23 protein-coding genes are annotated in these 24,807 nt (G+C 69.2%); 9 read left to right on the top strand and 14 right to left on the bottom strand.

Annotated features, from left to right (window positions below):
- Positions 1-551 precede the first annotated feature (551 nt).
- Positions 552-1,682, top strand: a complete 1,131-nt coding sequence (locus ACIBTS_RS46440; RefSeq protein WP_399327588.1) for a hypothetical protein — start codon at positions 552-554, stop codon at positions 1,680-1,682.
- A gap of 25 nt (positions 1,683-1,707) precedes the next feature.
- Here the strand turns inward: ACIBTS_RS46440 and ACIBTS_RS46435 are convergent, their stop codons facing one another.
- Both ACIBTS_RS46435 and ACIBTS_RS46430 read right to left on the bottom strand, forming a co-directional pair.
- Complete coding sequence (locus tag ACIBTS_RS46435; RefSeq protein WP_399327587.1) at positions 1,708-1,905, bottom strand: hypothetical protein; 198 nt, start codon at positions 1,903-1,905, stop codon at positions 1,708-1,710.
- A 121-nt stretch (positions 1,906-2,026) separates the two neighbouring features.
- On the bottom strand, positions 2,027-3,742 hold the full coding sequence (locus ACIBTS_RS46430) for an MFS transporter (RefSeq protein WP_399327585.1): 1,716 nt from the start codon (positions 3,740-3,742) through the stop codon (positions 2,027-2,029).
- 907 nt (positions 3,743-4,649) lie between these two features.
- Here ACIBTS_RS46430 and ACIBTS_RS46425 point away from each other — a divergent pair.
- Positions 4,650-4,892, top strand: coding sequence for a transposase family protein (locus ACIBTS_RS46425; protein WP_399327583.1), 243 nt, complete (start codon positions 4,650-4,652; stop codon positions 4,890-4,892).
- Positions 4,893-5,351: 459 nt separating this feature from the next.
- On the opposite strand, the gene ACIBTS_RS46420 is transcribed toward ACIBTS_RS46425, so the two are convergent.
- The 3 genes from ACIBTS_RS46420 to ACIBTS_RS46410 all read right to left on the bottom strand — a co-directional run bounded on the left by ACIBTS_RS46420 (position 5,352) and on the right by ACIBTS_RS46410 (position 8,119).
- The gene (locus ACIBTS_RS46420; RefSeq protein ID WP_399327581.1) at positions 5,352-6,062 is read right to left on the bottom strand and encodes a fumarylacetoacetate hydrolase family protein; all 711 of its coding nucleotides are present in this window, start codon (positions 6,060-6,062) and stop codon (positions 5,352-5,354) included.
- A gap of 114 nt (positions 6,063-6,176) precedes the next feature.
- Entirely contained in the window at positions 6,177-7,178 is a 1,002-nt protein-coding gene (locus ACIBTS_RS46415) for a C-terminal binding protein (RefSeq protein ID WP_399327579.1), read from the bottom strand.
- Positions 7,175-8,119, bottom strand: coding sequence for a fumarylacetoacetate hydrolase family protein (locus ACIBTS_RS46410; protein ID WP_399327577.1), 945 nt, complete (start codon positions 8,117-8,119; stop codon positions 7,175-7,177). The genes ACIBTS_RS46415 and ACIBTS_RS46410 overlap by 4 nt, the downstream gene beginning before the upstream one ends.
- Positions 8,120-8,302: 183 nt before the next feature.
- Here ACIBTS_RS46410 and ACIBTS_RS46405 point away from each other — a divergent pair, with 183 nt between their 5' ends.
- The 5 genes from ACIBTS_RS46405 to ACIBTS_RS46385 all read left to right on the top strand — a co-directional run bounded on the left by ACIBTS_RS46405 (position 8,303) and on the right by ACIBTS_RS46385 (position 13,603).
- Positions 8,303-9,232 (top strand): LysR family transcriptional regulator, encoded by a 930-nt coding sequence (locus tag ACIBTS_RS46405; RefSeq protein WP_399327575.1) that lies wholly within the window; start codon positions 8,303-8,305, stop codon positions 9,230-9,232.
- Positions 9,233-9,349: 117 nt separating this feature from the next.
- Positions 9,350-10,324, top strand: coding sequence for a fumarylacetoacetate hydrolase family protein (locus ACIBTS_RS46400; RefSeq protein WP_399327573.1), 975 nt, complete (start codon positions 9,350-9,352; stop codon positions 10,322-10,324).
- A gap of 7 nt (positions 10,325-10,331) precedes the next feature.
- Positions 10,332-11,285, top strand: a complete 954-nt coding sequence (locus ACIBTS_RS46395) for a flavin reductase family protein (protein WP_399327571.1) — start codon at positions 10,332-10,334, stop codon at positions 11,283-11,285.
- A gap of 165 nt (positions 11,286-11,450) precedes the next feature.
- Positions 11,451-12,377: a VOC family protein gene (locus tag ACIBTS_RS46390; RefSeq protein ID WP_399327569.1), complete on the top strand. Its 927-nt coding sequence runs from the start codon at positions 11,451-11,453 to the stop codon at positions 12,375-12,377.
- Positions 12,378-12,472: 95 nt separating this feature from the next.
- Positions 12,473-13,603: an FAD-dependent monooxygenase gene (locus tag ACIBTS_RS46385; RefSeq protein WP_399327567.1), complete on the top strand. Its 1,131-nt coding sequence runs from the start codon at positions 12,473-12,475 to the stop codon at positions 13,601-13,603.
- 312 nt (positions 13,604-13,915) lie between these two features.
- Here ACIBTS_RS46385 and ACIBTS_RS46380 read toward each other — a convergent pair whose 3' ends face one another.
- The 7 genes from ACIBTS_RS46380 to ACIBTS_RS46350 all read right to left on the bottom strand — a co-directional run bounded on the left by ACIBTS_RS46380 (position 13,916) and on the right by ACIBTS_RS46350 (position 21,640).
- Positions 13,916-15,172 (bottom strand): MFS transporter, encoded by a 1,257-nt coding sequence (locus ACIBTS_RS46380; protein WP_399327565.1) that lies wholly within the window; start codon positions 15,170-15,172, stop codon positions 13,916-13,918.
- Positions 15,173-15,418: 246 nt separating this feature from the next.
- A complete protein-coding gene (locus ACIBTS_RS46375; RefSeq protein ID WP_399327563.1) occupies positions 15,419-16,372 on the bottom strand; it encodes a fumarylacetoacetate hydrolase family protein in 954 nt (317 codons plus the stop codon).
- Positions 16,373-16,457: 85 nt separating this feature from the next.
- Positions 16,458-17,396 (bottom strand): VOC family protein, encoded by a 939-nt coding sequence (locus tag ACIBTS_RS46370; RefSeq protein ID WP_399327561.1) that lies wholly within the window; start codon positions 17,394-17,396, stop codon positions 16,458-16,460.
- Positions 17,397-17,421: 25 nt separating this feature from the next.
- On the bottom strand, positions 17,422-18,405 hold the full coding sequence (locus ACIBTS_RS46365; protein WP_399327559.1) for an amidohydrolase family protein: 984 nt from the start codon (positions 18,403-18,405) through the stop codon (positions 17,422-17,424).
- Between the two features lie 53 nt (positions 18,406-18,458).
- A complete protein-coding gene (locus ACIBTS_RS46360) occupies positions 18,459-19,586 on the bottom strand; it encodes an FAD-dependent oxidoreductase (protein ID WP_399327557.1) in 1,128 nt (375 codons plus the stop codon).
- A gap of 63 nt (positions 19,587-19,649) precedes the next feature.
- Positions 19,650-20,648, bottom strand: coding sequence for a cyclase family protein (locus tag ACIBTS_RS46355; RefSeq protein ID WP_399327555.1), 999 nt, complete (start codon positions 20,646-20,648; stop codon positions 19,650-19,652).
- A complete protein-coding gene (locus ACIBTS_RS46350; RefSeq protein ID WP_399327554.1) occupies positions 20,645-21,640 on the bottom strand; it encodes a fumarylacetoacetate hydrolase family protein in 996 nt (331 codons plus the stop codon). Before ACIBTS_RS46350 ends, ACIBTS_RS46355 begins: the two co-directional genes overlap by 4 nt.
- 153 nt (positions 21,641-21,793) lie before the next feature.
- Between ACIBTS_RS46350 and ACIBTS_RS46345 the strand changes: the two genes are divergently transcribed.
- Entirely contained in the window at positions 21,794-22,714 is a 921-nt protein-coding gene (locus tag ACIBTS_RS46345; protein ID WP_355404644.1) for a LysR family transcriptional regulator, read from the top strand.
- A 12-nt stretch (positions 22,715-22,726) separates the two neighbouring features.
- Here the strand turns inward: ACIBTS_RS46345 and ACIBTS_RS46340 are convergent, their stop codons facing one another.
- The gene (locus tag ACIBTS_RS46340; RefSeq protein ID WP_364710284.1) at positions 22,727-23,314 is read right to left on the bottom strand and encodes a carboxymuconolactone decarboxylase family protein; all 588 of its coding nucleotides are present in this window, start codon (positions 23,312-23,314) and stop codon (positions 22,727-22,729) included.
- Positions 23,315-23,385: 71 nt separating this feature from the next.
- A complete protein-coding gene (locus ACIBTS_RS46335) occupies positions 23,386-24,291 on the bottom strand; it encodes a helix-turn-helix domain-containing protein (protein ID WP_399327552.1) in 906 nt (301 codons plus the stop codon).
- 177 nt (positions 24,292-24,468) lie between these two features.
- On the opposite strand from ACIBTS_RS46335, the gene ACIBTS_RS46330 reads away from it, so the two are divergent.
- Complete coding sequence (locus tag ACIBTS_RS46330; RefSeq protein WP_399327550.1) at positions 24,469-24,759, top strand: iron-containing alcohol dehydrogenase; 291 nt, start codon at positions 24,469-24,471, stop codon at positions 24,757-24,759.
- Positions 24,760-24,807 lie beyond the last annotated feature (48 nt).

Raw genomic sequence — 24,807 nt, 5'->3', positions numbered from 1 at the left:
AACGGCTCCACAGCCAAAGCAGCGCCATCAGGGACGCGGTGGACGGCCTTGCCGCGACCGTGAACGGCTGCTGGGCCTGACGCGAACGTGCGCCGCGGGCGCGGATGCCCGGGGCGCAGGTTCGGTGTGAATGCCTCCCCTGGAGGACCCTCGACACCCGCGGTCTGCGGCGCGAGGACGCGATGACAGGCCGGTACGGCACCGTGAGGCTGCGTCGGCTCGCCGGTCTGCAGACCGACCGGGGGACGGCTGCTTTCCGCGCGGCCGAGGAGCGGCTCCGCCATGCGTCCGCTCGCCTGGATGGCATCCCGCCAGGCCGACGCCGCCACATGAGCCAAGCCGGCTTCGCGCAGCGCGAGGTACCCGTCGTCGCTGACTCGAACCGGTGCCTCTCCCAGTTGGTCACGAGTCTTGGCATAAGGTGCGGTCGAGTTGATGTTCGGATCGTTCATCCATGCTGAGCAAAGGGCCGGTCAGTCATGCCGTTCACGGTGCCGCAGGCGGTGATACGCCGAACCGAAGGCTGGCTTGTCCGGCGGGGTGCACCCACGATGATCGAGGGGTACGGCTTCGTCGATCACGTGCTCCCCCGCATGCTGCCGTCGCTGGCCTTCGTGGCGCTGGCCAGCCTGGCCTGGCTCGTCCCGCTCAGATCCGCGGGCTCGCACGGGTGGATCCTCCTCGGTGGCGTCGCCGTGATGACGCTGGCCGCGTGGGGCACAAGTACCGTTCTCGTCCGGCGGCTTCCCCGTTTCTCGCGCAGAGCCGCCATCGCGTTCCTCGCCGCGTACGCCACGATGCCCGTCGCCGTACCTCTGTTGCAGCTCGCCGTCGACGGAGCCGTCACACCGCCGGGCGGCAACGTGGTCGGGCTGCTGGGTTTCGTGATCTTCTTCGCCGCCGCGTTCGTCGCCACACTTCTGGCCACCACCTACGGTCTCGGCACACTGCTGCGTCGGGCGGTCCGCCACTCGGTCTTCGACCTGCGGAACAGCGTGCACCTGCTGGGCCGGGCGCTGCCCGCGTTGCTCTTCGTCACGCTCTTCCTGTTCTTCACCGGCGAGTTGTGGCAGGCCATGAACCGGCTGGCGTGGTGGCGGGTCGTACTCGTCGTCGTGCTGTTCGCCGCGATCACCGTGCTTGCCGCCGCTGCCCGCCTGCGTGACGAGATCAGCCGGGTCGAGCAGGACCTCAGCCGGCCCACGCTCGCGGCGGCGTGCCGGGACACTCCCTTGGCCGGTGTGCGGGTCGAGCAGCTGGCGCCCGACGGTCAACTGCCTGCAATGCCGCTGACCCCACGGCAGGAACGCAACCTGCTGCTGATGCTGGCCAGCCGCCAGCTCGTGCAGGCGGCGGTGGTCGGCCTGACGCTGTTCACCTTCTTCCTCGCCCTGGGCGTGCTGGTGGTCACGCCCGAGACAGCGCAACAGTGGATCGGCGAAAAACCGCAGATGTCTGCCTTTTCCCCCGTGATCCCCGTCGCGATGTTGCGGAACGCCACACTCCTCGCCGCGTTCGGCAGCATGTACTTCGCGGTCACTTCGATGACGGACGCGGACCATCGACAGCAGTTCTTCGCGCCGATCATCGACGAGATCGAGCGCGTACTCGCGGTGCACGCGGTCTACCTGGCCGTGCGCGAACCGGCCCCGCCCGCGCCCCAGGGCCTGAGCACCGGATGACTCCTGGGCCGGCCAGAGGCATCACTCAGCGCCGCAACAGCGGTTCCGGCTGTACAACCTGTCTGCCGAGCACGGTGCGTCCGATCAGGGTGTAGCCGGCGGCGGCGACGTGTTCCTCGGCGCCGCGGATCTCGGCGAAGCGGCGGGCGTCGGTCTGGATGCCGCGGTTGTTCTCGTACAGGATGCACGCGCTCTTGTGCCGGGTGGCGGTGTCGGCGGTCATCGGCCCCGTCTCCTGCTGTGGTGGGCGGCGGGTGTATCTCGCGCCCCGGGGTCAGCCCGAGGCGCGGGGTGTGCGACCGGTGAGGTGCTGGTCGGCGGGGACGCGAAGAACATGGCGGGGATCACGAACTCGTACGTGCGATCTCGGGCTCCTTCTCCAGGGCTACCGAGGTCTTGATCGCCTCTTCGGCCTTGGTCGGATCCTCCGCCCTCGCTTTCGCACCACGGCCCTTACCGGGGAGCAAGAAGGCCACGGACACCGACCCCAGCCCCAGGATCACCGCGCCCACCAGGCTGGTGTGAGCCACCGCGTCCGCGAACGAAGAGCCGACCGCCTCCGCCATCCGGTGGGCGCCGTTGGTGAGTTGGCTCGCCTGCTCCTGGAGCTGTGCGGCCTGCTGCGGGTCGGTCGCCTGCGCCGCCTGTTCGGCGAGCCGGCGTGCCTGGTCGCCGATCTCCTGGGCGACCCCGTACCCGGCGGCCACCGAGTCCTGCGCATGGCTCAGCGCGTCGGCCGTGAGTTTGCTGTCCGCGGTCGCGTCCGACAGGCCCGACGAGTACGAGGTCGACAGCAGCGAACCGAGGATGGCGATGCCGATCGCCCCGCCCAGCTCCGTGGAGGTGTCGTTGACCGCGCTGCCCACGCCCAGTTCCTCTTCCGGGAACGTGCCCATGATCGCGTCCGTGCAGGGCGCGAGCGCCAGGCCCATCGCGAGCCCGAGCGTGATGAGGGGTGCCACGAAATCGCCGTACGACGACGACTTGTCGATCTGGGTGAGCAGCGCGAGTGCAGCCGTGCCGCCGACCATGCCCGCGACGATGGACGCCCTCCTGCCGAAGCGCGGGGTGAGGTAGCCGGTCAGCACGGAGCCGGCGAAGACCGCGCCGGCGAGCGGCAGCATGCGCAGGCCGGTCTCCAACGCGTCGTGGGCCAGCACGAACTGGAGGTGCTGGGTGACGTAGTAGAAGGCGCCGAAGACGGCCAGGAAGAACAGCACGACGGCGATGTTGGCACCCGTGAACGCGCGGTTCGCGAAGTGGCGCAGGTCGAGCAGGGGGTGCGGGTGGTACAGCTCCCAGAGGACGAACGCCACGAGCCCCAGGACCGCGACGACCGTGCCGGTGACCGACTTGGCGTCCCAGCCGTGCGGGGCCTCGATGAGCGTGAAGACGAGCGCGGCGATCCACCCCACCGACAGCAGTCCACCGACGTAGTCGATCCGCGGCGCGTGCGTGGCCTTGGACGGCGGTACCAGGACGAAGGCGCCGACGATGGCGAGGACGACCACGGGAACGTTGATCAGGAAGGTGGACTGCCAGCTGAAGCTCTCCAGCAGCATGCCCGCGATCAGCGGTCCGGCGGCGATGGCGATACCGGCCGTGCCCGACCACAAGGTGATCGCCTTGGCCCGCTCGGCGCGCGGGAAGGTCGCGGCGAGGAGGGAGAGCGTGGCGGGCATGATGAGCGCCGCGCCGACACCCATTACGGCACGGGTGGCGATGACTTCGGCCCCGCTGTCGACGAGTGAACCCCATATCGCACCGCCGCCGAACAGGACGAGCCCGAGAACGAGCGCGCCGCGCCGGCTGCACTTGTCGCCGATCGCGGCGAACAGCAGCATCAGGGCGGCGTAGGGGATGGTGTAGCCGTCAATCACCCACTGCAGGTCCGTGCTGGACAGGCCGAGGTCCTGGGTCATGGAGGGAGCCGCGACCGTGAGGGCGGTGTTGGCCATCACGATCATCAGCAGGCTCAGGCAGAGCACGAGGAGAGCCCACCAGCGCCGGGCGTAGGGCCGGTCCATCCTCTCGACCGGTTCGTTTGTGAACACACGCATGGGGCGGTCCTTTCGTAGGAGGGGCCGCGCGAATCCCCTGTGGGCAGGGGCGGGGGTGCACGGAGCGGCAGAGGATGCAGGGAGCGTCCGTTCGATAGACTTTATCAGGCGACAAAGTCGAAAGAGTGAGTTATGGTTCCGAGGGGTGATACGCGGGGCGCTGCCGCGCGCCCGTGATGGGGTGTGTGGACGGGACCGGCGAACCCAGGTCCGATCAACACCGGATGAGACCGGATTCAGTGCAGTCCGCAGCGAAGGGCTTGGGCTGCCCTACCGGTTGGGGAGTGGCCGTCTGCCCGCGCGAGATGACGCTGCAGGCATCGCAGATCGTGCTGGGCTTCCCGGCGAATGGCTGCGGGGTCCGTCGAACGCGCCGGTCCGGCCTGTGCCTGGTCCCGTGACTGACGTCTTGGGCCCTGGCGGGGCGTGTGAGGGACGGGCCGATGAGGTCGCTCGGGCGTGGAGGTGAACCCATGTACCTGCCCTGCAGGCGCCGCTGAGCCGAACAGGTCGTTCCCGGCTGCGCACGCCGAACGCCGGCGCCCCATTGAGTGGTGTGCATCGTGAAATCGCAGGTCACGGGTCTGGTGTGAGTGACGATTCGGGGACTCGTGCCGGTATGCGGCTGATGTCTGTGCCGTAGATCATCGGGCAGGTCCGGTTCCGGCGGTCTGCCGGGTTCGGCTGCGCCCGTGACCGACCCCCGCCTATATCCGTTGGCAGGTCGGCTGCCACGGTCTGCTCCTGATTGCTCTCATCGACGACCACGGCCGACTGGTATGGGTCTCCGCGGTGCGGCCTGGACGATCCTCGGAGATCACCGCCTGCCGGCACGACAAACTGATCGCTCACCTGCGGGCGGCCGGTCCTGGCGCGATCGCCGACCTGGGGTTCGTCGGGCTCGACGATGCCGGCCCGGACGCCGACCCGGGCGGTGATCGCCGGCCGCAAGGCCGCCCGCAACCGGTCCCTGATCTGTGGTCAGAAGCTGTCCAACAAGGCGTTGGCCGCGGTGCGGGCCCCGGTCGAGCACGGCTTCGCCCATCTCAAGAACTGGCGTGTCCTCGGCAAGGCCCGCACCGATCCGAGGCGGGCGACCGCGCTGGTGCGGGCCCTGCTGGTGCTGACGAACCGGAAGGTCGCCCGCTGACGGACGACCTTGTCGGTGGACTACCGCTTTGGACCTGCCCGAGCCTCCCGACGCCTACGCACACCAGACCATCTGACGTGCAGCTTTCACGATGCACCGTGCTCACCGGGTCGTACACGCGATCGGGATTCCTCTCCGGAAGACGGTGATCACGGTCGCTGCGGACCGACGCCGTGCCCGGGAGAGGTCACCTCGAGGCAGAACTGTGATGGGCCACGGCTCCTCGGGGGCCGGGCAGGCTTCTCATCAGGCCACCGAGGTGGGCCGGGTCGGCGCCGGCCGTCCGCAGCTGTTGGACAGTTCATCGGCAAGGCACCTCTGGGGCCATTGTTGTCACGAGTCACGACAGCGACGAGGCGACCGACGTCAACCCTGCCAGCCGGTCCCGGACCAGCCAGGTAGAGACTCACAGTGTTTGTCGGAGCGGGAGCAAGCCCTGCTTCCTTCTTACGGCGCGGGCTAGTGGCCGATTGCCGGGGTGCGGTCGCCGATGTCTTCGGTGACGCAGGTGTTGCGCTGGCGTCCGAGGTAGGTGATGGAGCTGTCGATGACGTCGCCGTCCTTGAGGAAGAGGCCGCCGTGGTGCATGCCGTTGCCGGGCGGGGAGCCGGCCAGGAGGAGGTCTCCGGGGAGCAGCCGGACGCGTTCGGAGGCGTAGGCGACGAGGGTGGCCATGTCGAAGATCCAGTCGTTGACGGGCCAGTCCTGCATCACTTCACCGTTGACGCTCAGGGTGATGCGCACGGTGTCGTCGATGTGCACGAAGGCGGCGGGTACGACGAAGGGGCCGGCGGGCTTGAAGGTGGGCTGGTGCTTGGCGATCCAGTCGTAGCCCCAGGGGATGTCGGTGCGGCGGAAGAGGTCGACGGTGCCGAGGTCGTTGACCATGGTGTACCCGGCGATCAGGCTCTTGGCCTCCTCGACGGTGGCGTAGCGCGCGGTCCTGCCGATGACGCCGGCGATCTCCAGCTCCCAGTCGGGCTGGTTGCCGAGCGGGGGCAGCAGGACGGGGTCGTCGGCACCGGCGAGGGAGGAATGCAGGCCGGCCCACAGGAAGGGGACGCCCTCCTCGGCCCGCTTCTCCATGAAGGTGTAGTTGCGTCGGAAGAAGTCCTCGTCGCTTTCACCGTCCAGCCGGTTGTGCTGGTAGAACTCGTTCTTCGTCAGCATCTGGGCGGAGTGGGTCCGGCCGGATGGTCAGGGCGCAGTCCGCAGCGGCGAGACCGCGACGCACGAGGTGTTCGGCGAGTGCCGTCACTTGTTCGGCGCTGGTGCTCTGGACGGTCATGAACGGTTCTCCAGGGCCGTGCGCAGTGCGGGACTGTCCAGGACCGCGGGGTTGACGACGGTCGCGGGTGTGCGCCCGAGCAGCACATCGGCCGCGTTGGTGGCCGCCTTCCTCGCCAGCTCGGCCAGGGAGCCGTCGGACGAGAAGGCGACGTGCGGGGTGACCACCACGTTGTCGCGGCGGCGCAGCGGATGGTCCATGGGCAGTGGTTCGGGATCGGTGACATCGAGGCCGGCACCGGCGATGCCGCCACGGTCCAGGGCCGAGACCAGCGCCTGGGTGTCCACCAGCGGTCCCCGCGCGGTGTTCAGCAGGACGGCCGTCGGCTTCATCGCGGCGAGTTCGGCGGCACCGATCAGGCCCCGTGTGTCCTCGGTAAGCGGACAGTGCAGCGAGACCACGTCAGCCTCACGCAACAGCTCCTCCAGACAGGAGGCGTTGCGCACGCCATCGGGGACCCCGCCTGATCGCCGCCGCAGGGCCACCACGTCCATGCCGAGTGCCTGCGCGCGGGGGATCAGGGCCCGCCCTATGGTGCCCAGGCCGACCAGGCCGAGAACCTTGCCCCGCAGCCGCGTCGGAGCCGGTACGGCGCTCCCGTCCCATTCACCGTCGCTGATCTGCCGTGCCAGGGGGAGAAGACGCCTGGACAGGGCCAGGAGCAGCAGCAGGGCGTGGTCCGCGACTTCCTCGGAGCAGTAGTCCGGGACGTTGCTGACGATCATGCCGAGCCGTGTCGCGTGGCCGACGTCGATGTTGTCCACGCCCACGCCGTAGCGGGCTACCGTGCGGCAGTTCGGCGCGGCGTCCAGGACCTCCTGGGACACCTTCGCGAAGCAGGTCAGGATCGCGTCGGCATCCTTGGCCAAGCGGACCAGTTCCGCGCTCTCACCGGTTTCGGCGACGATCAGTTCGGCGTCCACCGGGGCGAGTACGCCAGTCTCGACGTCCAGTGTCGGCCAGGCATGGTCGGTGACGAGCACCTTGAACGTGCTCACGGTCGGCTCCAGGGCTGAATGTCGTGGGGCTTGGTGCCGGCGACGACGCGGCTCCGGGTGTCACCGAGCAGCTCGACGCTGGTGGTGACGGTGTCACCCGGCTGAAGGGGCCGGTGGAAGTCATCACCGTGCCGACCCCACATCTCCGCCAGGCATCCGCCTGGGCAGGTGCCGGACCCCAGCAGGTCTCCCCGGCGGATCCACGTGCCCCGCGAGGCGTAGGCGGCGAGGGCTTCGAAGCTCCAGGCCATGGTGTCCAGTCGGTCGCTGCCGAGGAGTTCGCCGTTGACGCGAACCTCCATGGTCAGGTCGAACGACGCTCCTGAGCGTCGTCCTCGCAGTTCATCGGCGGTGACGAAGAAGCCGCCGAGCGCCGTGGCGGTGTCCTTGCCCTTGGCCGGACCGAGCCGCATCCGCATTTCGTGGAACTGCACGTCCCGCGCCGAGAAGTCGTTCATCACCACGAAACCGGCGATGTGCGACGTGGCCTCTTCGACACTCAGGTCACTGCCGGCCGCTCCGACGACGGCCGCCACCTCCAACTCGTAGTCGAACCGCTCCGCCCCGGGAGGTACAGGCACGTCGTCGTGCGGACCGATCGTCGCGTACGGGTTGGAGAAGTAGAACGTCGGTATCTCCCAGAACTCCGGGGGGATGCCCCCGGACGGATCCAGGGTTTTCAGGATGCCGGCGGTGTGTTCGGGGAATGTCGAGAAGTCCCGTACGGTGGGCGGATCCAGCGGGGCCATCAGGTCGGCTGTGGTCAGGGGGGTGACCCAGCGCCTGGTCCGCAGGGCGGTGGCTGCCGTGTCAGCCAGGCGACCGTCCTCGGCGAGCAAGGTCGGCAGCTCACTGTGCGCGGGTAGATCGACCAGATGGTCCTCGGCATCCAGGACGGCGAGCCGTGGGCCCCGCTGCGTCCGGTGGCGGGCAAACCTCATCACGCCTCCTTGTGCGACTCTGTGCGCTGATGCTAGGGAGGCCGCGAGACGGGCGGAAATACACAGTGTGATTGGCTGGCATAAACGCTGCGTATACGTCTGCGCCGGGACGGCACAGGTGTGCGCGACACGTCGTGAGCCGTGGCGGCCCGTGCCGCAGTACCAGTGAGCAGGTGATGAGCGATGAAGCTCGGCCAAGTGGACCTCAACCTCCTCGTCGTCCTCGACGCCCTGCTGCGCGAGCAGAACGTGACCCGGGCGGCGGAGAGGCTGCACATGACCCAGCCGGCCACCAGCACAGCTCTTGCCAGGCTCAGGAAGGTGCTGGGTGACCCACTACTCGTGAAACACGGGCGCCACATGCAGCTCACGCCGCGGGCCGAGACGCTCATTGAGCCGGTACGCAGCGTGCTGGCCACGATCGAGCAGACCATCGTGAGGCCGCCTGGCTTTGATCCCGCCCGCGACAGCCGGGTGTTCGCCATGACAGCCAGTGACTACATCGGCGTCGTGCTGATCAGACCGTTGCTGAGTGCCCTTGCCAGCCTGGCACCGCACCTCCGACTCGATCTCGGGCCGATCAGCGAGCGATACCTCACCGCACTGCAGCGGGACGAGATGGACCTGGCCGTCCTGCCCGACCGGCTCGTCGCCGACGACGACCTCGCGGACTGCTCCCGGATGCCCGTGATCGAGGACCGGTTCGTCGGTGCCGTCTGGAAGGAACACCCCCGGGCCGAAGAACGGCTCACCGCTGAGCTCCTCGCCGCTCACCCCTACCTGGCCTACCAGCCGCCCGGGGGCAACAGTCTGGTGGAGGAAGATCTGGACGCAGCCTCGGTGCAGCGCCGGACCGAGGCCACCGCCAGCACCTTCACGGCCATGCCGTTCATGCTCGCGGAGACAGAACTCATCGCGATCATCCCGGAACGCCTCGGGCGCAGGGTCGCGGACGGGGCGGACATCGTCCTGCTGGAGACCGACATCGACCTCCAGCCGCTGCGCCAGTCCGCCTACTGGCACTCCAGGCGCGACGCCGACCCCGGGCACCGCTGGCTGCGCGAACAACTGCTGGCCGTCGCCCAGTGCACAGACGGCGGTCGCACCCTGTGACGTGCCCAGAGGTGACGGCCGCGGCACAGGTCCAGCGATACCTCGTATTCACAGCGTTTATTTCCGCCCGCCCCGGCATCGTCACTAGCGTCACCGGCGGATGTGAAGGAGAACGCAGTGAAGCGCTGGGTGGAAGGTCATGCCCTCGGCACCTTCTCCAACGGTCAGGACCGGTACGCCGGTCTGGTCGTCGGGGACCAGGTGATACGTCTCGACCGTTTCGGACTCGTGGACCCTCCGGTGACGGTCAGAGCGCTTCTGGAGCATTGGGATGCCGTTCGCCCCAGACTGCCGGAGATAGCGGCGACGGCTGGTGAGGCCTCCGCGCAGCCGCTGGCGCAGGTGCGTGTTCACGCTCCTGTCGAGCCGCGTCAGATCATCCAGGCCGGCGCCAACTACCGATCCCACGTTGCCGAGATCATCGTCTCCGGCCGTGCCGCCGACGACCCGCGCTCCGACGACGAACTGCGCCGCGCGGCAGAGGAGATGATGGACGAGCGGGCCCGCACCGGAAGCCCGTTCTTCTTCACCGGTATGGCATCCGCCCTGTGCGGCCCCGACGACGACGTCATCCTGCCGGTTGAAGCGCAGCAGGTCGACTGGGAAGTGGAACTGACCGTCGTCATCGGCAGGACCGCCCGGCGCGTGCCGCCCGAGAAGGCCATGGACTACGTCGCCGGGTACACCGTCTGCAACGACATCAGCGCCCGTGACCTCCAGTTCCCCGCCGAACACCGTGCCCTGGGCGGCGACTGGCTCCGGTCCAAGAACCGCCCGACCTTCCTGCCGTGCGGACCGTTCGTCGTACCGGCCGACCTCATCGCCGATCACCGCCAGTTGCAGTTGACGCTCGACCTCAACGGCGAGCGCAAACAGCAGGACACCGCGGCCAACCTCCTCTTCGACGTGCCCACATTGATCGCCGAGGCCTCGGCGGCCACGACGCTCCACCCGGGCGACCTGATCCTCACGGGCAGCCCCGCGGGCAACGCAGGCCGCTGGAAGCGCTGGCTGCGCCCCGGCGATGTACTGGAGGCCGCGATCACCGGGCTCGGCGTCCAGCGCAACACCTGCGTGGCGCAGAAGGTGTGACCACGCCGTGGGTGAGACGCGACGTGTGCGCGACCTCGTCGTACGCAAGAAGCGTCCGGTCGGCGCCCGTACCGTGGAAGTCCTGCTGTCGGATCCGGACGGCGGAAGGCTGCCCAAGTGGCCGCCGGGAGCGCATATCGACCTGCTGCTGCCCAACCGGCTGATCCGTCCGTACTCCCTGGCCGGAGAGCCTTCCGATGCCGACTGGCGCCTGTTGATCAGGTGCCCGCCGCCCGTGGACGAGCGGGGCGCGGCCGCCTCGGCTTCCGTGTACGTGCGGGACGTCCTCGCCGCCGGAGACCGGGTGGGAGCACGTGGGCCGTACGACCGCTTCCGGCTGGCAGGGGCAAGCGCCTATCTGTTCCTGGCCTCGGGTGCGGGGATCGCACCGCTCCTGCCGATGGCTCGCTTGATCGGCACGGCCCGCGTCTACCCGTGGTCCCTGATCCATGTCGACCGCGGGTCGGGCAACGGGGCACTGCGCAAAGAGGTGCTCGCCCTGGGGCCGCCTGCCTCGGTCAGCGATGGCCTGGATATCGACGCGACGCTCAGTGCGGCCGCAGCCGGGACCGCGGTGTACGTCTGCGGGCCGGACCACTTCGTGGCCGCGGTGGAGAAGGCCGCACAGCAGACTCGACGCATACAGGTGAACAGGCAGCGCTTCGACGCGGCGGCACTGCGTGAGGGCGCCGGCCGCCCCTGCGACATCGTGCTGGCACGGCGTCACGAACAGGTCCACGTCGAGGCGGGCACTCCGATCCTGACCGCGCTGCTCGACGCCGGCGTCGACGTGCCGTACGCCTGTGGCGCCGGAATCTGCGGTGCATGCGCCGTGCGGGTTGTCGAGGGACGGATCGACCACCGCGATTCCGTACTCAGCAGGTCGGAACGCGACGCGGGAAATTTGATCATCACCTGTGTCTCGCGTGCGGCAGACGACGGGATCGTCCTCGACCTGTGACGCCCCCACGGGCCCGGAATCGGGTGAGGGCAGCGATCTATTCGAATTCCCGCATGCCAGCAATAGAGGACAACTATTTCCGCGGTGTTACCGCTTGCTTCTAACGTCGCGTCAACACAAATTCCCTGCGCAACACCGCCGTCAGGCGGGGAGTGGAGAACCCTGATGGGAGAGATCGCCAAACTCGGTTACGTGGGAGTCGAATCCCCCGACCACGAGGAGTGGCGCACCTGGGCCCCGAAGGTGCTCGGATGCATGCTCGGTCCCGACGGGGCGGACGGCGCCGTACGCGTCAAGATCGACGATGCCGATTACCGGATCTCCGTGCACCCCGGCACGGAGCACAGGTTCGCTTACGCGGGCTGGGAAGTCCTGAACCACCGCGACCTGGACACCGCCGTGAAGCGGCTGGAGAACGCCGGCGTCAAGACCGAAGTCGCCGACCGGGCGACCACCGAAGCACGCGGCGTGGACCGGCTGGTGCACTTCGAAGACCCCTTCGGCCAGCGCCTGGAGCTGTACTGCTACCAGGACTCCGGCTACCGCGACTGGGACCCGCCCCGGCCGCACGCCGGGTTCGTCACCGGCGACCAGGGCCTTGGCCACGTCGTCTTCGCCGTGCCCGACGCCCGCAAGGCGGTGGACTTCTACGTCGACGCCATGGGCTTCCTCACCAGCGACATCATCACGCTCAAGGAGCCGCTGGGAGAGATGTGGTTCCTCCGGGCCAACCCGCGCCACCACAACGTCGCTGTGCTCGAAGTGCCCAACTCGCTCGGTCTGCACCACGTCTACCTGGAATCCCGCAGCCTGGACGACGTCGGTTACTCCTACTACGACGTCCTGGGCGGGGACGAGAACCCCGACCTGCTGATGAACCTCGGACGCCACATCGGGGACCAGACAGTGTCCTTCTACATCCACTCGCCGGCCGGCTTCTTCATCGAGTACGGCTGGGACGGCCTGGCCATCGACGACCTGGAGCGCAGGTCGCCGCACTTCATCAATCTGCGCAAGGGCAAGCGGCCAGAGATGTGGGGACACAAGTTCCGCTTCCAGCCCAACGAGACGGTCAAGCCCTACCTGTCCTGACCACGAGGCCCGAGGGGTCACTCACCTTCGGGCCCCGGCATCACGAACGCGAACACTCGCGTCTGACGACGAATCGGCTCGGAGGGAGCACGACGATGCCCGCAGTCAGCACCGTACTTGTTGTGGGAGGTGGTACAGCCGGTACCGCCGCCGCGATCCTGCTCGCCGAGGCGGGCGTCGCCGTCGACCTCGTCGAACTCAAACCCGACATCACCGCCCTGGGATCGGGGATCACCCTGCAGGGCAACGCGCTGAGGGTGCTGCGGCGGCTCGGAGTATGGGAGGACGTGAAACGCGAGGGGCACTCGCACAATCACCTCGCCCTGCGCGCAGCTGATGCCGCGGCCGGCGTCATCGTCAAGCTCGACGTCGAACGGACCGGTGGGCCGGACCTGCCCGCCACTGTCGGCATGTACCGTCCCGCGCTGGCACGCATCCTCATGGATCGCGTGGTGGCGATGGGAGTGAAGGTCCGCACAGGTACGACGTTCGCCGACCTCACGCAGGACAGCACGGGAGTGACCGTAGAGTTCACCGACGGCTCGACCGGACGCTATGACCTGGTGATCGGCGCCGACGGGATCCGCTCCGCGACGCGGCAGGCGCTGGGGATCGACGCGGACATCCAGGGGGAGAGCCTTGGCGCGTGGCGAGTCATCGTGCCCCGCCCGGCTTCGGTCACCCACACCGAGCTCTACTACGGCGGACCCTCTTACATCTCCGGCTACAGCCCGATCAACGACCGGGCCATGTACGCCTATTTCACCGAGATCGCGCAGGACCGCATGCGGACGACCCCGGAGGAAAAGCTCGCCATCGTGCGCGGATTCGCCGAGCACTATCACGGCCCTTGGGACGAGATCAGGGAAACGCTGACCGACCCTTCCGCCATCCACTACACCTGGTTCGAGTCCCACCTGCTCGACGGGCCCTGGCACCAGGGCCGCGTGCTCCTCATAGGCGACGCGGCCCACGCCTGCCCGCCCACCCTCGCTCAGGGAGCCGCCATGGCCCTGGAGGATGCGCACGTGCTGACAGACGTACTGGTGAACAGAGACCGGGTGAGTGACGAGGTGCTGGAGTCGTTCACGATGCGCCGACTGCCCAGGGCCAGGGCCATCGTGAAAGCCTCCCGGCAGATCGTGCGCTGGACACTGGCCCGGGAACCGGGCGACGTACCCGCCTTGCAGGCTCAGATCGCCGCGCTGGTGACGGAACCTGCCTGAGAAGCTGTCACCGGCCTGTACGGGGGAATTCGCGTATCGACCTTGCGCCTGAGCGGTGCACGACCTTGTTCGTTGGTGTGGTTATCCGAGGCCGAAGCCGCCGACGGCCGGGCAGGCTCCGTCGGGGATGTCGGGGAGGCGCCTCGTCGGCGCTTGGGCGGGCCTTGTCCATGGGTGAGAGGGCCCTTTCTGCCGGTTCGGGTGCCCGGCGGCGCGGGGCGCGAGGTTCGGTTTCCTGGCGCACGGCGTCCGAGACCGGCTCGGCGCGGCTGTGCGCGGTGAGGCCGCCGTCGGTCGGGGTCTCCAGGGCGTTCACACAGATCGTGCGGGGCCCGTGTGCACGGCCCGCCGCCCGGCGACCAGCAGCCCGAGCGCGATCGCGGCGGTGGCCAGGCTCAGCAGGCCCACGGCACCGGCCAGAGTGCCTACCACCGACTCGACGGCGAGCAGCACCAGCGGGCACACGAAACAGCCACCGAAGTAGGCAGATGTCCACAGCCCCGTGCCCCGGCCGCGGTCCTCGTACTTCAGCCGGGACATGGCACTGGTGAGGACCGCCGGCAACAGCATTCCCGTACCCAGGCAGTTGATCACTGCACCGACGACCATCAGCGGGATGCTGTCGGCGAGGAACATCACGCCGAAACCGGCCGCGCAGATGGTGAGGACGGCGGGCAGCATCGGGTCGGGGGAGCGCTTCAGCCGGGCGAAGGTGATCGCTCCGGCCACCGTGGCGGCGCTCGCGCCCGCGGTTGCCAGACCGATGACACCGGTGTTCTCCACGCCGAGGTCATCGAGCAGGTACGACATCTCCGCGGGAACGGTGTAGAACACCATCGCCCCGAAGAAGGTCAGGGCGCAGATGCCCGTCATCTGCCGCCAAGGGAAGCGGCGATGGGCAGCCGGGAGACCTTCCACGGCTGTCTTTGGGACCTCGCGCACCGTCGGGCCGGGCAGGGCGAAGGCCAGCACCGGGGCGAGCAGCAGGCTCACCGCGTACACCCAGAACGGGACCCGCCAGCCCGCCGCACCGGCAGCACCTCCGAGCACGAAGAACGCCGTGGCGGACGCGGAGGCGCACATGGTCTGCAGGGCGAGGTACTTCACCCGCCGCCGGCCGGAGTAGTAGTCGCCGATCAGGGTGGTGCAGCAGGTCATGATGGCAGCCTCGGCGACGCCGACCAGGGCGCGGCTGGCAATGATCGCGCCCAGCGAGTCCAGCCAGAGCGGTGCGGTGCCGAACAGCGCGTACAGGACGGTCGCCACCAGCAGCAGACGCTTGCGGCCCACGCGGTCCACGATCACTCCGGCGAACGGTGCCAGCAGCGCAAGTGCCAGTGCCGGAACGGTCAGCGCGAGGGGGACGAGCGCCGTGGCGCCGGGGGTCGAGGCGAAGTGGTCCTGCATTCTCGGCAGCACAGGAGCGATCAGTACCGCCCCCAGCACGGGCAGACAGCTGCCGGCCATCAGCGCGCTCACCCGAAGCAGGTGTGCCGGGCCCGACACACTCACGGACGGCGGGGCGGACTCGTCGATCGCGGCGGAGGGCAAGGGAACGGAAGCAGGCATGGCAACTCCGGGGGACGGTGTGTGGAGTGGGCATGCCGTACAGGCGCCAACGGCGTTCGGCATGCGGGGAGGACGTCACGCCGACGCAGAACGGGGACGCGGCGTGCAGGTGGGACGACTATGCGGCCTCGGGGGCCCGCCGCCCACCCTCCGTGCGATCGGTATGCCGGATCCGGCTCATCCGCGCGACCGATGCGCTGCCGTGGGCCTGAGCAGGCCGGGTTGTGCCGGCGGAGTCCGGTCCGTTCAGGGACGGGGACGGCTTCGGGGACGACGGCGTCCGGTCGGGAGGGGTACCGGCTCGGGGCCGGGGATGACGGTGTTGCGGACGGAGCCGAGGACGTCCGCGGTGAGGGTGACGGTGTCGCCCGGCTTCAGCGGCGGCGGGATCCGCTCGCCTCGGATACCCCACAGTTCGGCCAGGCAGCCGCCGTTGCCGCAGGTGCCCGAGCCGAGCACGTCGCCGGCTCGGACGACGGTTCCGCGTGAGGCGTAGGCGATCATCTCCTCGAAGGTCCAGCTCATGTTGGACAGCAGGTCCTTGCCGACGACCTCGCCGTTGATCTCCGAGGTCAGGGCGAGGCGCAGGAAGCCGTCGGCGTCCCGGTACGGCTCCAGCTCGTCCGGGGTCACGAGGTGGGGGCCGAGGGTGGTGGCGGTGTCCTTGCCCTTGCAGGGGCCGAGTCCGACCTGCATTTCGAGGATCTGGAGGTCGCGGGCCGACCAGTCGTTGAACAGGGTGTATCCGGCGATGTGGTCGCGCGCTTGCTCGGGCGTCAGGTCACGGCCGTCGCGGCCGATGACGACCGCGACCTCGAGTTCGAAGTCCAGCACCTTGCTGCCGGGCGGATACGGGACGTCGTCGCGCGCGCCGATCAGGGCTTGGGGGTTGGTGAAGTAGAAGGTGGGTGCGTCGTACCACGCCTCGGGTACGCCGCGGTCCCCGGAGCGCCGTACGCCCTCGATGTGCTCTTCGAAGGTGTAGAAGTCGCGCACGGACGGCGGTTCCAGGGGCGGAAGCAGCCTTACGGCGTCCAGCGGGACCGGGTCCGCGGTGGGTGGGAGGTCCGTTGCCGCTCGCGGGAGGCCGGAGCGGATCAGGTCGAGCAGTGTCGTGCCGTCGGGGAAGGGACGTATGGCGGCACCGTCCAGCACGCCGCAGTGGCGGCGGCCCTGATACTCGTACGTGGCGAAGCGCATGGGGGCTCCAAGGGGCTGGGCCGGGGCGCGGCGGGCACTCAGGGCAATGAGCGGGGGCATCGCCGCGCCCCCGGAGTAGGGAGGATCAGACCGGCGGGGCGGTGAAGCAGCCGCGGTCGGGGTCGTTGAAGGACTCCTTGGCGACCAGTTCGTTCACGGGGTTGGCGGTGCCCCACTGGTCGGAGACCTCGTCGGTGGAGAAGTCGTAGACGTGGGGGTGCCAGGTGTCCTCGTCCAACTGCTCCAGCTCGGTGGTGTACTCGACGGTGTTGCCGTGCGGGTCGTGGAAGTAGGAGAAGGTGTTGTCGCCCGCGTAGTGGCGGCCGGGGCCCCACACCTTGTGCACCCCGGCGCGCAGCAGGCGGCCGGTGCCGCGCATGTACTCGTCGATGCCGCGCATCTCGAAGGAGATGTGGTGCAGGGAGGTGTGCGGGCCCTGGGCGATGGCCATGGAGTGGTGCTGGGAGCTGATCCGCATGAAGTGCATGGCCTCGCCCATCTTGGGGTGCCAGAGGGTGTCGGAGAGCCGGAAGCCGAGGTGCTGCTCGTACCACTCCTTGGTGGCGCCCAGGTCGGGGGAGTTGATGACGACGTGCGACAGCTTGACCGGGATCGATTCCTTCTCCTCGATCTTGCGGTGCCGGCGTACGGCGACGTCGGCCAGGACCTCGATGGTGCGGCCGTCGATGTCGAAGAAGCGGAAGCCGTAGCCGCCTCCGGGAGTGTCGACCTTGCCCGGCTGGGAGATCAACTGCACTCCGCCGGTGAGGAGTTGCTCGGCGAGGGTGTCGACGTCGGCCGGGGTGGCGGCGCCGTAGGAGATGAGGTCGAGGCGCTTTTCCTCGGCCTTGCGCAGGCGCACGATGTACTGCTCGGGGCTGCCCTCGGCGGCGAGGAAGGAGATGCCGGAGTCCTCGGCGACCTTGGTCAGGCCCCAGATGCCGGCGTAGAAGTCGAGTTGCTTGTCGTAGTCGGGAACGGCGAGGTCGACATGCCTCAGGTGGGTGAGCAGACGCTCGGCCATGAGTGGGGCTCCTGTTCGAGTGGCCTCAGGTGAGGCGCAGCAGCGATGCCGCGTTGGCACCGCGAATGGCGTGGAAGTCGGGGTCGGGCAGGTGAGCGGCGCGCAGGGCGGCCAGTGGGTCCTCGGCCCCCATGTCGAAGGGGAAGTCGGAACCGAGCAGCACCCGGTCGGCACCCGCGATCCGGACCAGCTCGCGCAGGACGGACGGGTCGTGGACGAGCGAGTCGAAGTACAGCCGCTTGAGGTAGCTGCTGGGTGGGTGGGCGCAGCCCCGGGCATCGGGACGGACCCGCCAGGCGTGGTCGGAGCGGCCGATGTGGGTGGGAAGATAGCCGCCCCCGTGCGCGGCGATCAGCTTCAGCTCCGGGTGGCGGTCCAGGACACCGGAGAAGATCAGGTGGGAGAGCGCGACGGCGTTCTCGGTGGGCTGGCCGACGGTGTTGGACAGGTACCACTGGTCCAGGCGTTCGTCGAGGGTGCAGCCGTAGGGGTGCAGGAACAGCACCGCCCCGGTCTCCTCCACGCGGCTCCAGAAGGGTTCGTATGCGGGGTCCGACAGCTCGCGGCCGGGTGCGTGCGAGGAGATCTCGACACCCGACAGGCCCTGCTCCAAGGCGTGTTCGAGAGCCTCGACGGCCAGGTGCGGGTGCTGGAGCGGGACCAGCCCGAGGCCGCGCAGCCGCTGCGGTGCCTGCGCGCAGTGTGCCGCGACACCGGTGTTGGCCAGCTCCCACACGGTGCGGGCCAGCTCCTCGTCCGCCCAGTAGTGGTAGTCGGGGACCACAGACACGAGCTGTATGTCGACACCGCAGGCGTCCATCGCGGCCAGGCGGGCTGTGGCGTCGGTCAGCACGGGGATGCGTTCACGGATCATGGGCCCACTGACGGCCTGGGCCTTTGGGCCGTTGCGGCGGGCCTCCAGAGCGCGGGCGGCGGCGCGTTCCGGCCACCCGGCGACGGCCTCCTCCAGCTCGGGGAGTACGACGTGGGCGTGGACGTCGACAGTCAAAGGGCGCGCAGCGCTTCCTTGGAACGGCGGTGGCGGGAGACGGGTGGGCGGTGTCACGGCAGTTCCGTCAGCATGGTCATCGTGCGGCCGATCAGACCGGGCACGTCGGCATCGCGTACCCCCTCCAGCTGCCACCGGCAGATCTGGACGGCACCGTCCACGACCAGCCGGACCCGCGGGACACGCCGCTCGTAGTACGCCGTGAGCAGTTCGTCGTCCCAGTCGTCGCGGCCGGCGAGCAGCTCCGCCAGGACCAGGGCGTCCTCCAGGGACATCGCCGCGCCCTGGGCGAGAGTGGGCGGGCAGCTGTGCGCGGCGTCGCCGACGAGCACGACGCGGCCGCGGTGCCAGGAACCCTCGACCAGATGCCGGGTGAACACCGTGTAGTTGACTTTCTTCGGATCGGTGATGGACGCGCGGATCTCGTCCCAGGCACCGCCGTACGGCTCGGCGAGACGACGCATCTCCTCGGCGTAGGCGTCGGGGACGAGGCTCGCGCGGTCCCGCTGGGGTTCCACCAGGTACGCGTAGAGGGAGTCCGGGCCGGTGGGACAGTAGCCGGCGATGTAACAGGGTCCGCCGTAAGCGAGGTCAGTGCGCTCGACACGTGCGGGACGAGGGGCGCAGACGCGCCAGATCCCCATGCCGACGGGTTCGGGCCGCTCGCTCATGCCGATCATGGCGCGGGTCGCGGAGTGCAGTCCGTCGGCGGCGACGACCAGGTCGTACCGGCCCGACGTGCCGTCGCTGAAGGTGACGTCGACACCTGCGGCGTCCTGTTCCAGCTGCTGGACGGTGGTGCCGAGCCGGACCCGGGCACCGGATCTTCGGACCGCGTCGATGAGGATGCGCTGGAGGTCCGCCCGCTGCATGCCGACCACCGCGGGCAGGTCCCCTCCGCCGGTGCGGTGATGCGCGTCGACGTGCAGTACCGTCCCGTCGGGAGCGGTGATGCCGAGCGCGTCGAACCCGAAGCCGTGCTTCTCGACCTCCTCCCACACACCGATCTCGCGCAGGACGCGCAGGGCGTTGCCTTGAGTGGTGATTCCGGAGCCGTGGACGTTCCAGTCGGCCCTGGCTTCGACGAGGTCGACGTCGATGCCGGCTTTGCGCAGCAGGACGGTCAGGCCGTTTCCTGCGGTGCCGCCGCCGACGACGAGGACGGTGCGAGTGTCGGTCATGGGAACTCCCTTGTTCCTCTGGCTGCGCGATCCAGCCACTTCACGGCGATCGCGCCGATCCAGCTACTTGACGGCGATCGGGTTGACGGGGGAGCCGACGGCTCCGGTGATGGGCAGGGGTGCGGCGGTGAGCCAGAACTCGTACACGCCGTCGTCCGCGCAGTCCGCGGCGAGCGCGTCGAGGTCCCACATCTCGCCGACCAGCAGGCCCATGTTGGGGATGACGACCTGGTGCAGCGGCTGGAAGGCGCCCTCGAACTCGTTGGGCCGTACCTCGAAGCCCCAGGTGTCGGTGGCGATCGCGGCGATCTCGCTCGCGTGCAGCCAGCCGGCGGTGGTGAAGGACAGACCGGGTGCGTCACCGCCCGCGTAGTCGCCCCAGCCCTCACGGCGCACCCGGGCCAGCTGCCCGGTGCGCACGAGGACGATGTCACCCCGGCCGATGATGACGCCGTGTGCCTCGGCCGTGGCGGTCAGGTGCTCCTCGGTGATGGCGAAGCCGTCGGGCAGCTCTCCCCCACTCTCGGCTCCGCTCGAGCGGGAGGTGCCCCCACCGACGCCGATGACCCGTCCCACGTCGAGGAGGACGCCGCGCCCGGCGACGTGCGGGGCCATGTGCTCGATGCCGGTGACGAGGTCACCGTCGGCGGTGACGACCTTCTGTGCGTCGCGTCCGTTCCACGCCTTGCCGTGGTCGAAGACGTGGCCGAGTCCGTCCCACTGGGTGGAACACTGCAGCGGCATCGTGATGAGGTCGTCGGCGCCGCCGATGCCGTGCGGGGAGCCCTGGTTGCCGAGGGCGGCGTCGGTGCCGGTCATCAGCATGGTGTGGATGGGGTTGGTGCGCCTGCGCCAGCCCTTCTGCGGGCCGTTCATGTCGAAGCGCTGTGAGAGAGAGAAACTCACCCCGCGTCGGCCCAGGGCCATACCCTCGCGGCGTTTCGCCTCGTTGAGGAAGTTGAGGGTGCCGAGCACGTCGTCCTCGCCCCAACGCCCCCAGTTCGAGTACGCCTTCGCGGCCCCGGCGATCGCGCCCTCGGGATCGCGCCGGTCCAGGCTCACGCCGGTGTCCCCGCCACACAACGGGTGCGCTGCACACCGAGCCCGGTGATGGAGCCCTCCATGACGTCGCCGCCCTGCAGCAGCCGTCCCCAGTGGATGCCGTTGCCGGCCGGACTGCCCGTGAGCACCAGGTCACCGGGCAGCAGCCGGGCAGCCTGGGAGATGTACGACACCAGCCGCGCCACGCCGAAGAGCATGTCCTTGGTGGACTCGTCCTGCATGGTGTCGCCGTTCAGCTTCAGCGTGACCCGCAGGTCACCGGGGTCCGCGATGGACTCGGCGGGGACGATCCAGGGGCCGAGCGGGGTGAAGCCGGGAGCGTTCTTGCTGCGCAGCCAGTCGGTGCCGATGCCGGGCATGTCCTGGCGGAAGACGGAGGCGCGGTCGGTGAGGTCGTTGGCGATCGTGTAGCCGGCGACGTACTCCAGGGCCTCCTCCACCAAGACCTGGTGGGCGGGCCTGGCGATCACGGCCGCCAGCTCCAGTTCCCAGTCCGGCTGTGCGGCCCATGCGGGGAGTACCACGTCGTCGTACGGTCCGGTGATCGCGCTCGGCAGACCGATGAACACATACGGCAGGTCCTCGCGCGCCCGCCGGTCCATGACCTCCGCGAACTCCGTCCGCGCCTCCTCGACCGTGCGGGGGTCGTCGGGGGAGCGGTGGGCGACGGCCAGATCGATCACGTGCTGCCGGTAGTTGGCGCCGGACTGGAACACCTGCCGTGGCTCCACCGGGGCATGTACCCGCAGGCCGTCCAGCGGCATCCAGTCGCCGGCCGTGTCCGCGGCCAGAGTGCGCAGACGGGGCAGCACCTCATCCCAGTCCTCCAGCAGCGCGCGCACGGTGAGCTCCGGCGCGCCCAGAGCGGCACGCAGGTCGAGCACGCGGCGGCCCGGCACGACCAGAGCGGGGAACGGATCCCGGCCCTGTGCGCTGACGGTGCCGAGGGCGAAGGAGCCGGAGAAGGCCGGCGAATCAACATCACGTTTCACGGATGTGTCCTCTCGGTGGCGGTGCGACTAATCTGGCCGCACCGCATCCCATTGGGGAAATCGATTCGCCGGATGAAGCCCATCGGCGGCACCGATGAGCTTCTCGTCTCTCGTCTCTCGCCTTGCGGCGGGTGACCAGCCCTCGGGAGCGCCATGCACCTGGCCAGCCTCGACCTCAATCTCCTGGTTGCTCTGCGCGCTCTGCTGGAGGAACGCAACGTCACCAGGGCCGGACAGCGCATCGGGCTCAGCCAGCCCGCGATGAGCGGCGCCCTCGCGCGACTGCGCCGGCATTTCGACGACGAACTCCTCTTCAGGACCGGCAACAACTACGAGCTGACCGCCCTCGGCCAGGCGCTGCTGGACCGCACGGCCAGGGCCTGCGACATGGCGGAACGGGTCTTCAGCAGCCAGGCCGAATTCGACCCGGCCGAGGACCGCCACGAATTCAAGATCATCATTTCGGACTACGCGGTGACGGTCTTCGGCACCGAACTGACCCGCACCATTCACGCGGAGGCGCCCGGGGTCCGGCTCCACTTCGAGCTGACTCCCGCCACGGTCACCGAGGAGACGGCCGCACTGCTGAGCACCACCGACGGGCTACTGCTGCCGCACGGCTTCATCAGCGGTTACCCGGCGGTCGACGTCTTCCAGGACCGCTGGGTCTTCGTGGTCTCACAGGACAATACGGAGGTGGGCGACGAACTCACACCGAACGACCTGAGCCGGCTGCCCTGGGTGACATACCGGCGGCTGTACGACACAACATCCACGCGACAGCTGAGCATGCTCGGCATCGAGCCCCGCTCGGAGGTCTCCGCCGACACCTTCCAGGCACTGTGCTTCCTCGTCGCCGGAACCGGGAGAATCGCTCTCGTCCAGGCCAGGCTCGCCGAGCGGCTGCGGGACGCCGCAGGCATTCGGATCATGGAGCCGCCGCACGGCACGATGCCCCTCCACGAAGCTCTCTGGTGGCACCCCGTCCACACCCACGACGCGGCGCACACGTGGCTTCGCGAGACCATCGCGCGGGTCGCGAAACGGATGGCAGAGCGCTCACAGGAGGGGTGACCGGGCTTTCCCTCAGGGCACCGACGGCCTCGGCTCGCCTTCCTCACCTGCGAAAACGCGGAGCTGTAGGGCGAGCGTGGAGTAGTAGCCCACCAGGGTCGTCAGCTCGAACAGGCCGCGCTCACCGATCGCCGACACCGCCGCGTTGTACTCGTCGTCGCCCAGGCTGCCGGAGCGCAGCAGGGCGGCCGTGGTCCGCAGCGCGATGCTCTCGTCGGGATCGGTCAGGGCCGGCAGCGCACCGGAGCGCAGGGAGCCGAGCTCCTCCTCGGTCAGACCGCAGGCACGCCCCACGGCCTCGTGCGCCTCTCGTTCGAAAGCGCTGCCCCAGTGAGCGGCGACGAGGAGCACGGCCATCTCCCGGACACGGTCGCTGAGCGAGGACCGATAGCGCACCGCCGCACCCACGGCCTGCACAGCGGCACCGACCGCAGGGCTGAGAAGCATCGCGTTGAACGGTCCCCGAAGCCGTCCCTCGCCGTCGGTGAGGGCGAAGAGCTGAGGACCGGCGGCGCGTGGGCCTCCGGAGATGGCCTGGTAGACCGCGGCCTGTTCCTCGGTCAGATCGCCGGGGAGAAACCCTGCAAGGCGCGCGACCATCGTCGCTCCCTTCGCTCGATGACGGCGAACTATAGCCCGCTGCAGCCCGCGCGCCTCCCGCAGCGATTCCGTCAGCCCTCACGGCGCAGGGCGGCCGGCGTCGTACCGAGTTGGGCGCGGACCACTCGGCTCAGGTGCTCCTGGTGGGAGAAGCCGCACGCCGCCGCAACCTGCGCGATGGGCATGGAACCCGCGCGCAGCAGGCGGGCGGCCTGCTCCACACGCACGCGCACGAGGTACCGGTGGGGAGGGCACCCGACGCGGGCCTTGAAACGCCGGGCGAACTGGCTGACGCCGAGACCCGCGGCCGAGGCGAGGTCCTCCAGCGACAGCGGCTCGGAAAGCCGGGCGTCGATGAGCTCCCGAACGGCCGCGAACTGCCGGTCGGTGAGCCCCACCTGCCGCCCCGCCCGCTCGCCGACCCTCCCCCAGCCTCCGGCCGGGGGTGCCCCCAGCCGCACGCTGTGGCGACGGGCCAGCTGGGCCGCGGTCATGAGCGCGAGCTGATCCGCGTAGGCGCCGGCACTGGGCTCCCAGCGCCGTACAACACCGTCGAGGGCCAGAACCAGCTGCTCCAGGAGCGGATCCGTGGTGCCGAACTCCTCCTCCAGCCGTACCGGCCGTCCACCCTCTGCGGTCGCTTGGAGGACCGCGTCCGACAGGTAGACATGCACGGTGTTCAGATGACCGCCGAGTTCCACGTCCAGCTCCGTGTCGGCCGGATGCAGGAACAGACCGCCGGGCGGCACCTGCCGCGCGGCCGTCAACCCGCGGCGTCCCCTGCGGACGGTGACGGGCCCGTCCAGATGCAGGATCACCAGGTGGCTGCCGGCTCCCTGAAAGGCATCCCGGTACGGCAGCTCCCGCTGCGTCGACACATACAGCCCCTCCCAGCCCAGACCCGCACTCGTGCGGACGGGACGCACCCCTGGCCGAACCAGTATTCCGTGGGTGTCACCGAGTCCCATCTCGCTCATGCGGCCCTCCTTCGCGGCACAGTCTCGCTGCCTTCCGTACGGGCGGGCAAGCACGGACCAGGCGGCGGCCGACGCCGTTTCTGTGCAAAGCGATGCCGAGATTGTGCAGGAACACCGGTGCACGGCCTCGAATACTGCGACAGACCCCCTGACCCCCGCAGCACGGAGAGCAGCTTCATGAGGAGTTTTGTGCACACGGCCAGCCCGAGCCGGGTGGTCTTCGGCGCGGGAACACTCCCGCAGGTCCGCGATGAGGCCGAACGGCTCGGCGGGTCCCGGGTACTGCTCCTCTCCGACGGATCACCGGTCCTGCGCAAGGACACCGAACGCCTCCGTGAAGTCCTCGGCGACCTGGTGGTGGCCGAGTTCGACGGCGCGGCCATGCACACGCCCGTCGAGGTGACCGAGCGGGCCCTGGGCCTGCTGGATGCGATGTGCCGGTTTGGTGTCAGTGGGTGGTGTCAGTGACGGCATGTCAGGTCAGGGTGTTTTCGCTGGTGGTGGGGTGTTGAGTGT

It is taken from the genome of Streptomyces sp. NPDC050121, from assembly GCF_044460385.1.
GTDB lineage: Bacteria > Actinomycetota > Actinomycetes > Streptomycetales > Streptomycetaceae > Streptomyces > Streptomyces soliscabiei.
Note: the sequence above shows the minus strand (reverse complement) of the source record. Positions and strands in the feature narration are given on the sequence as shown.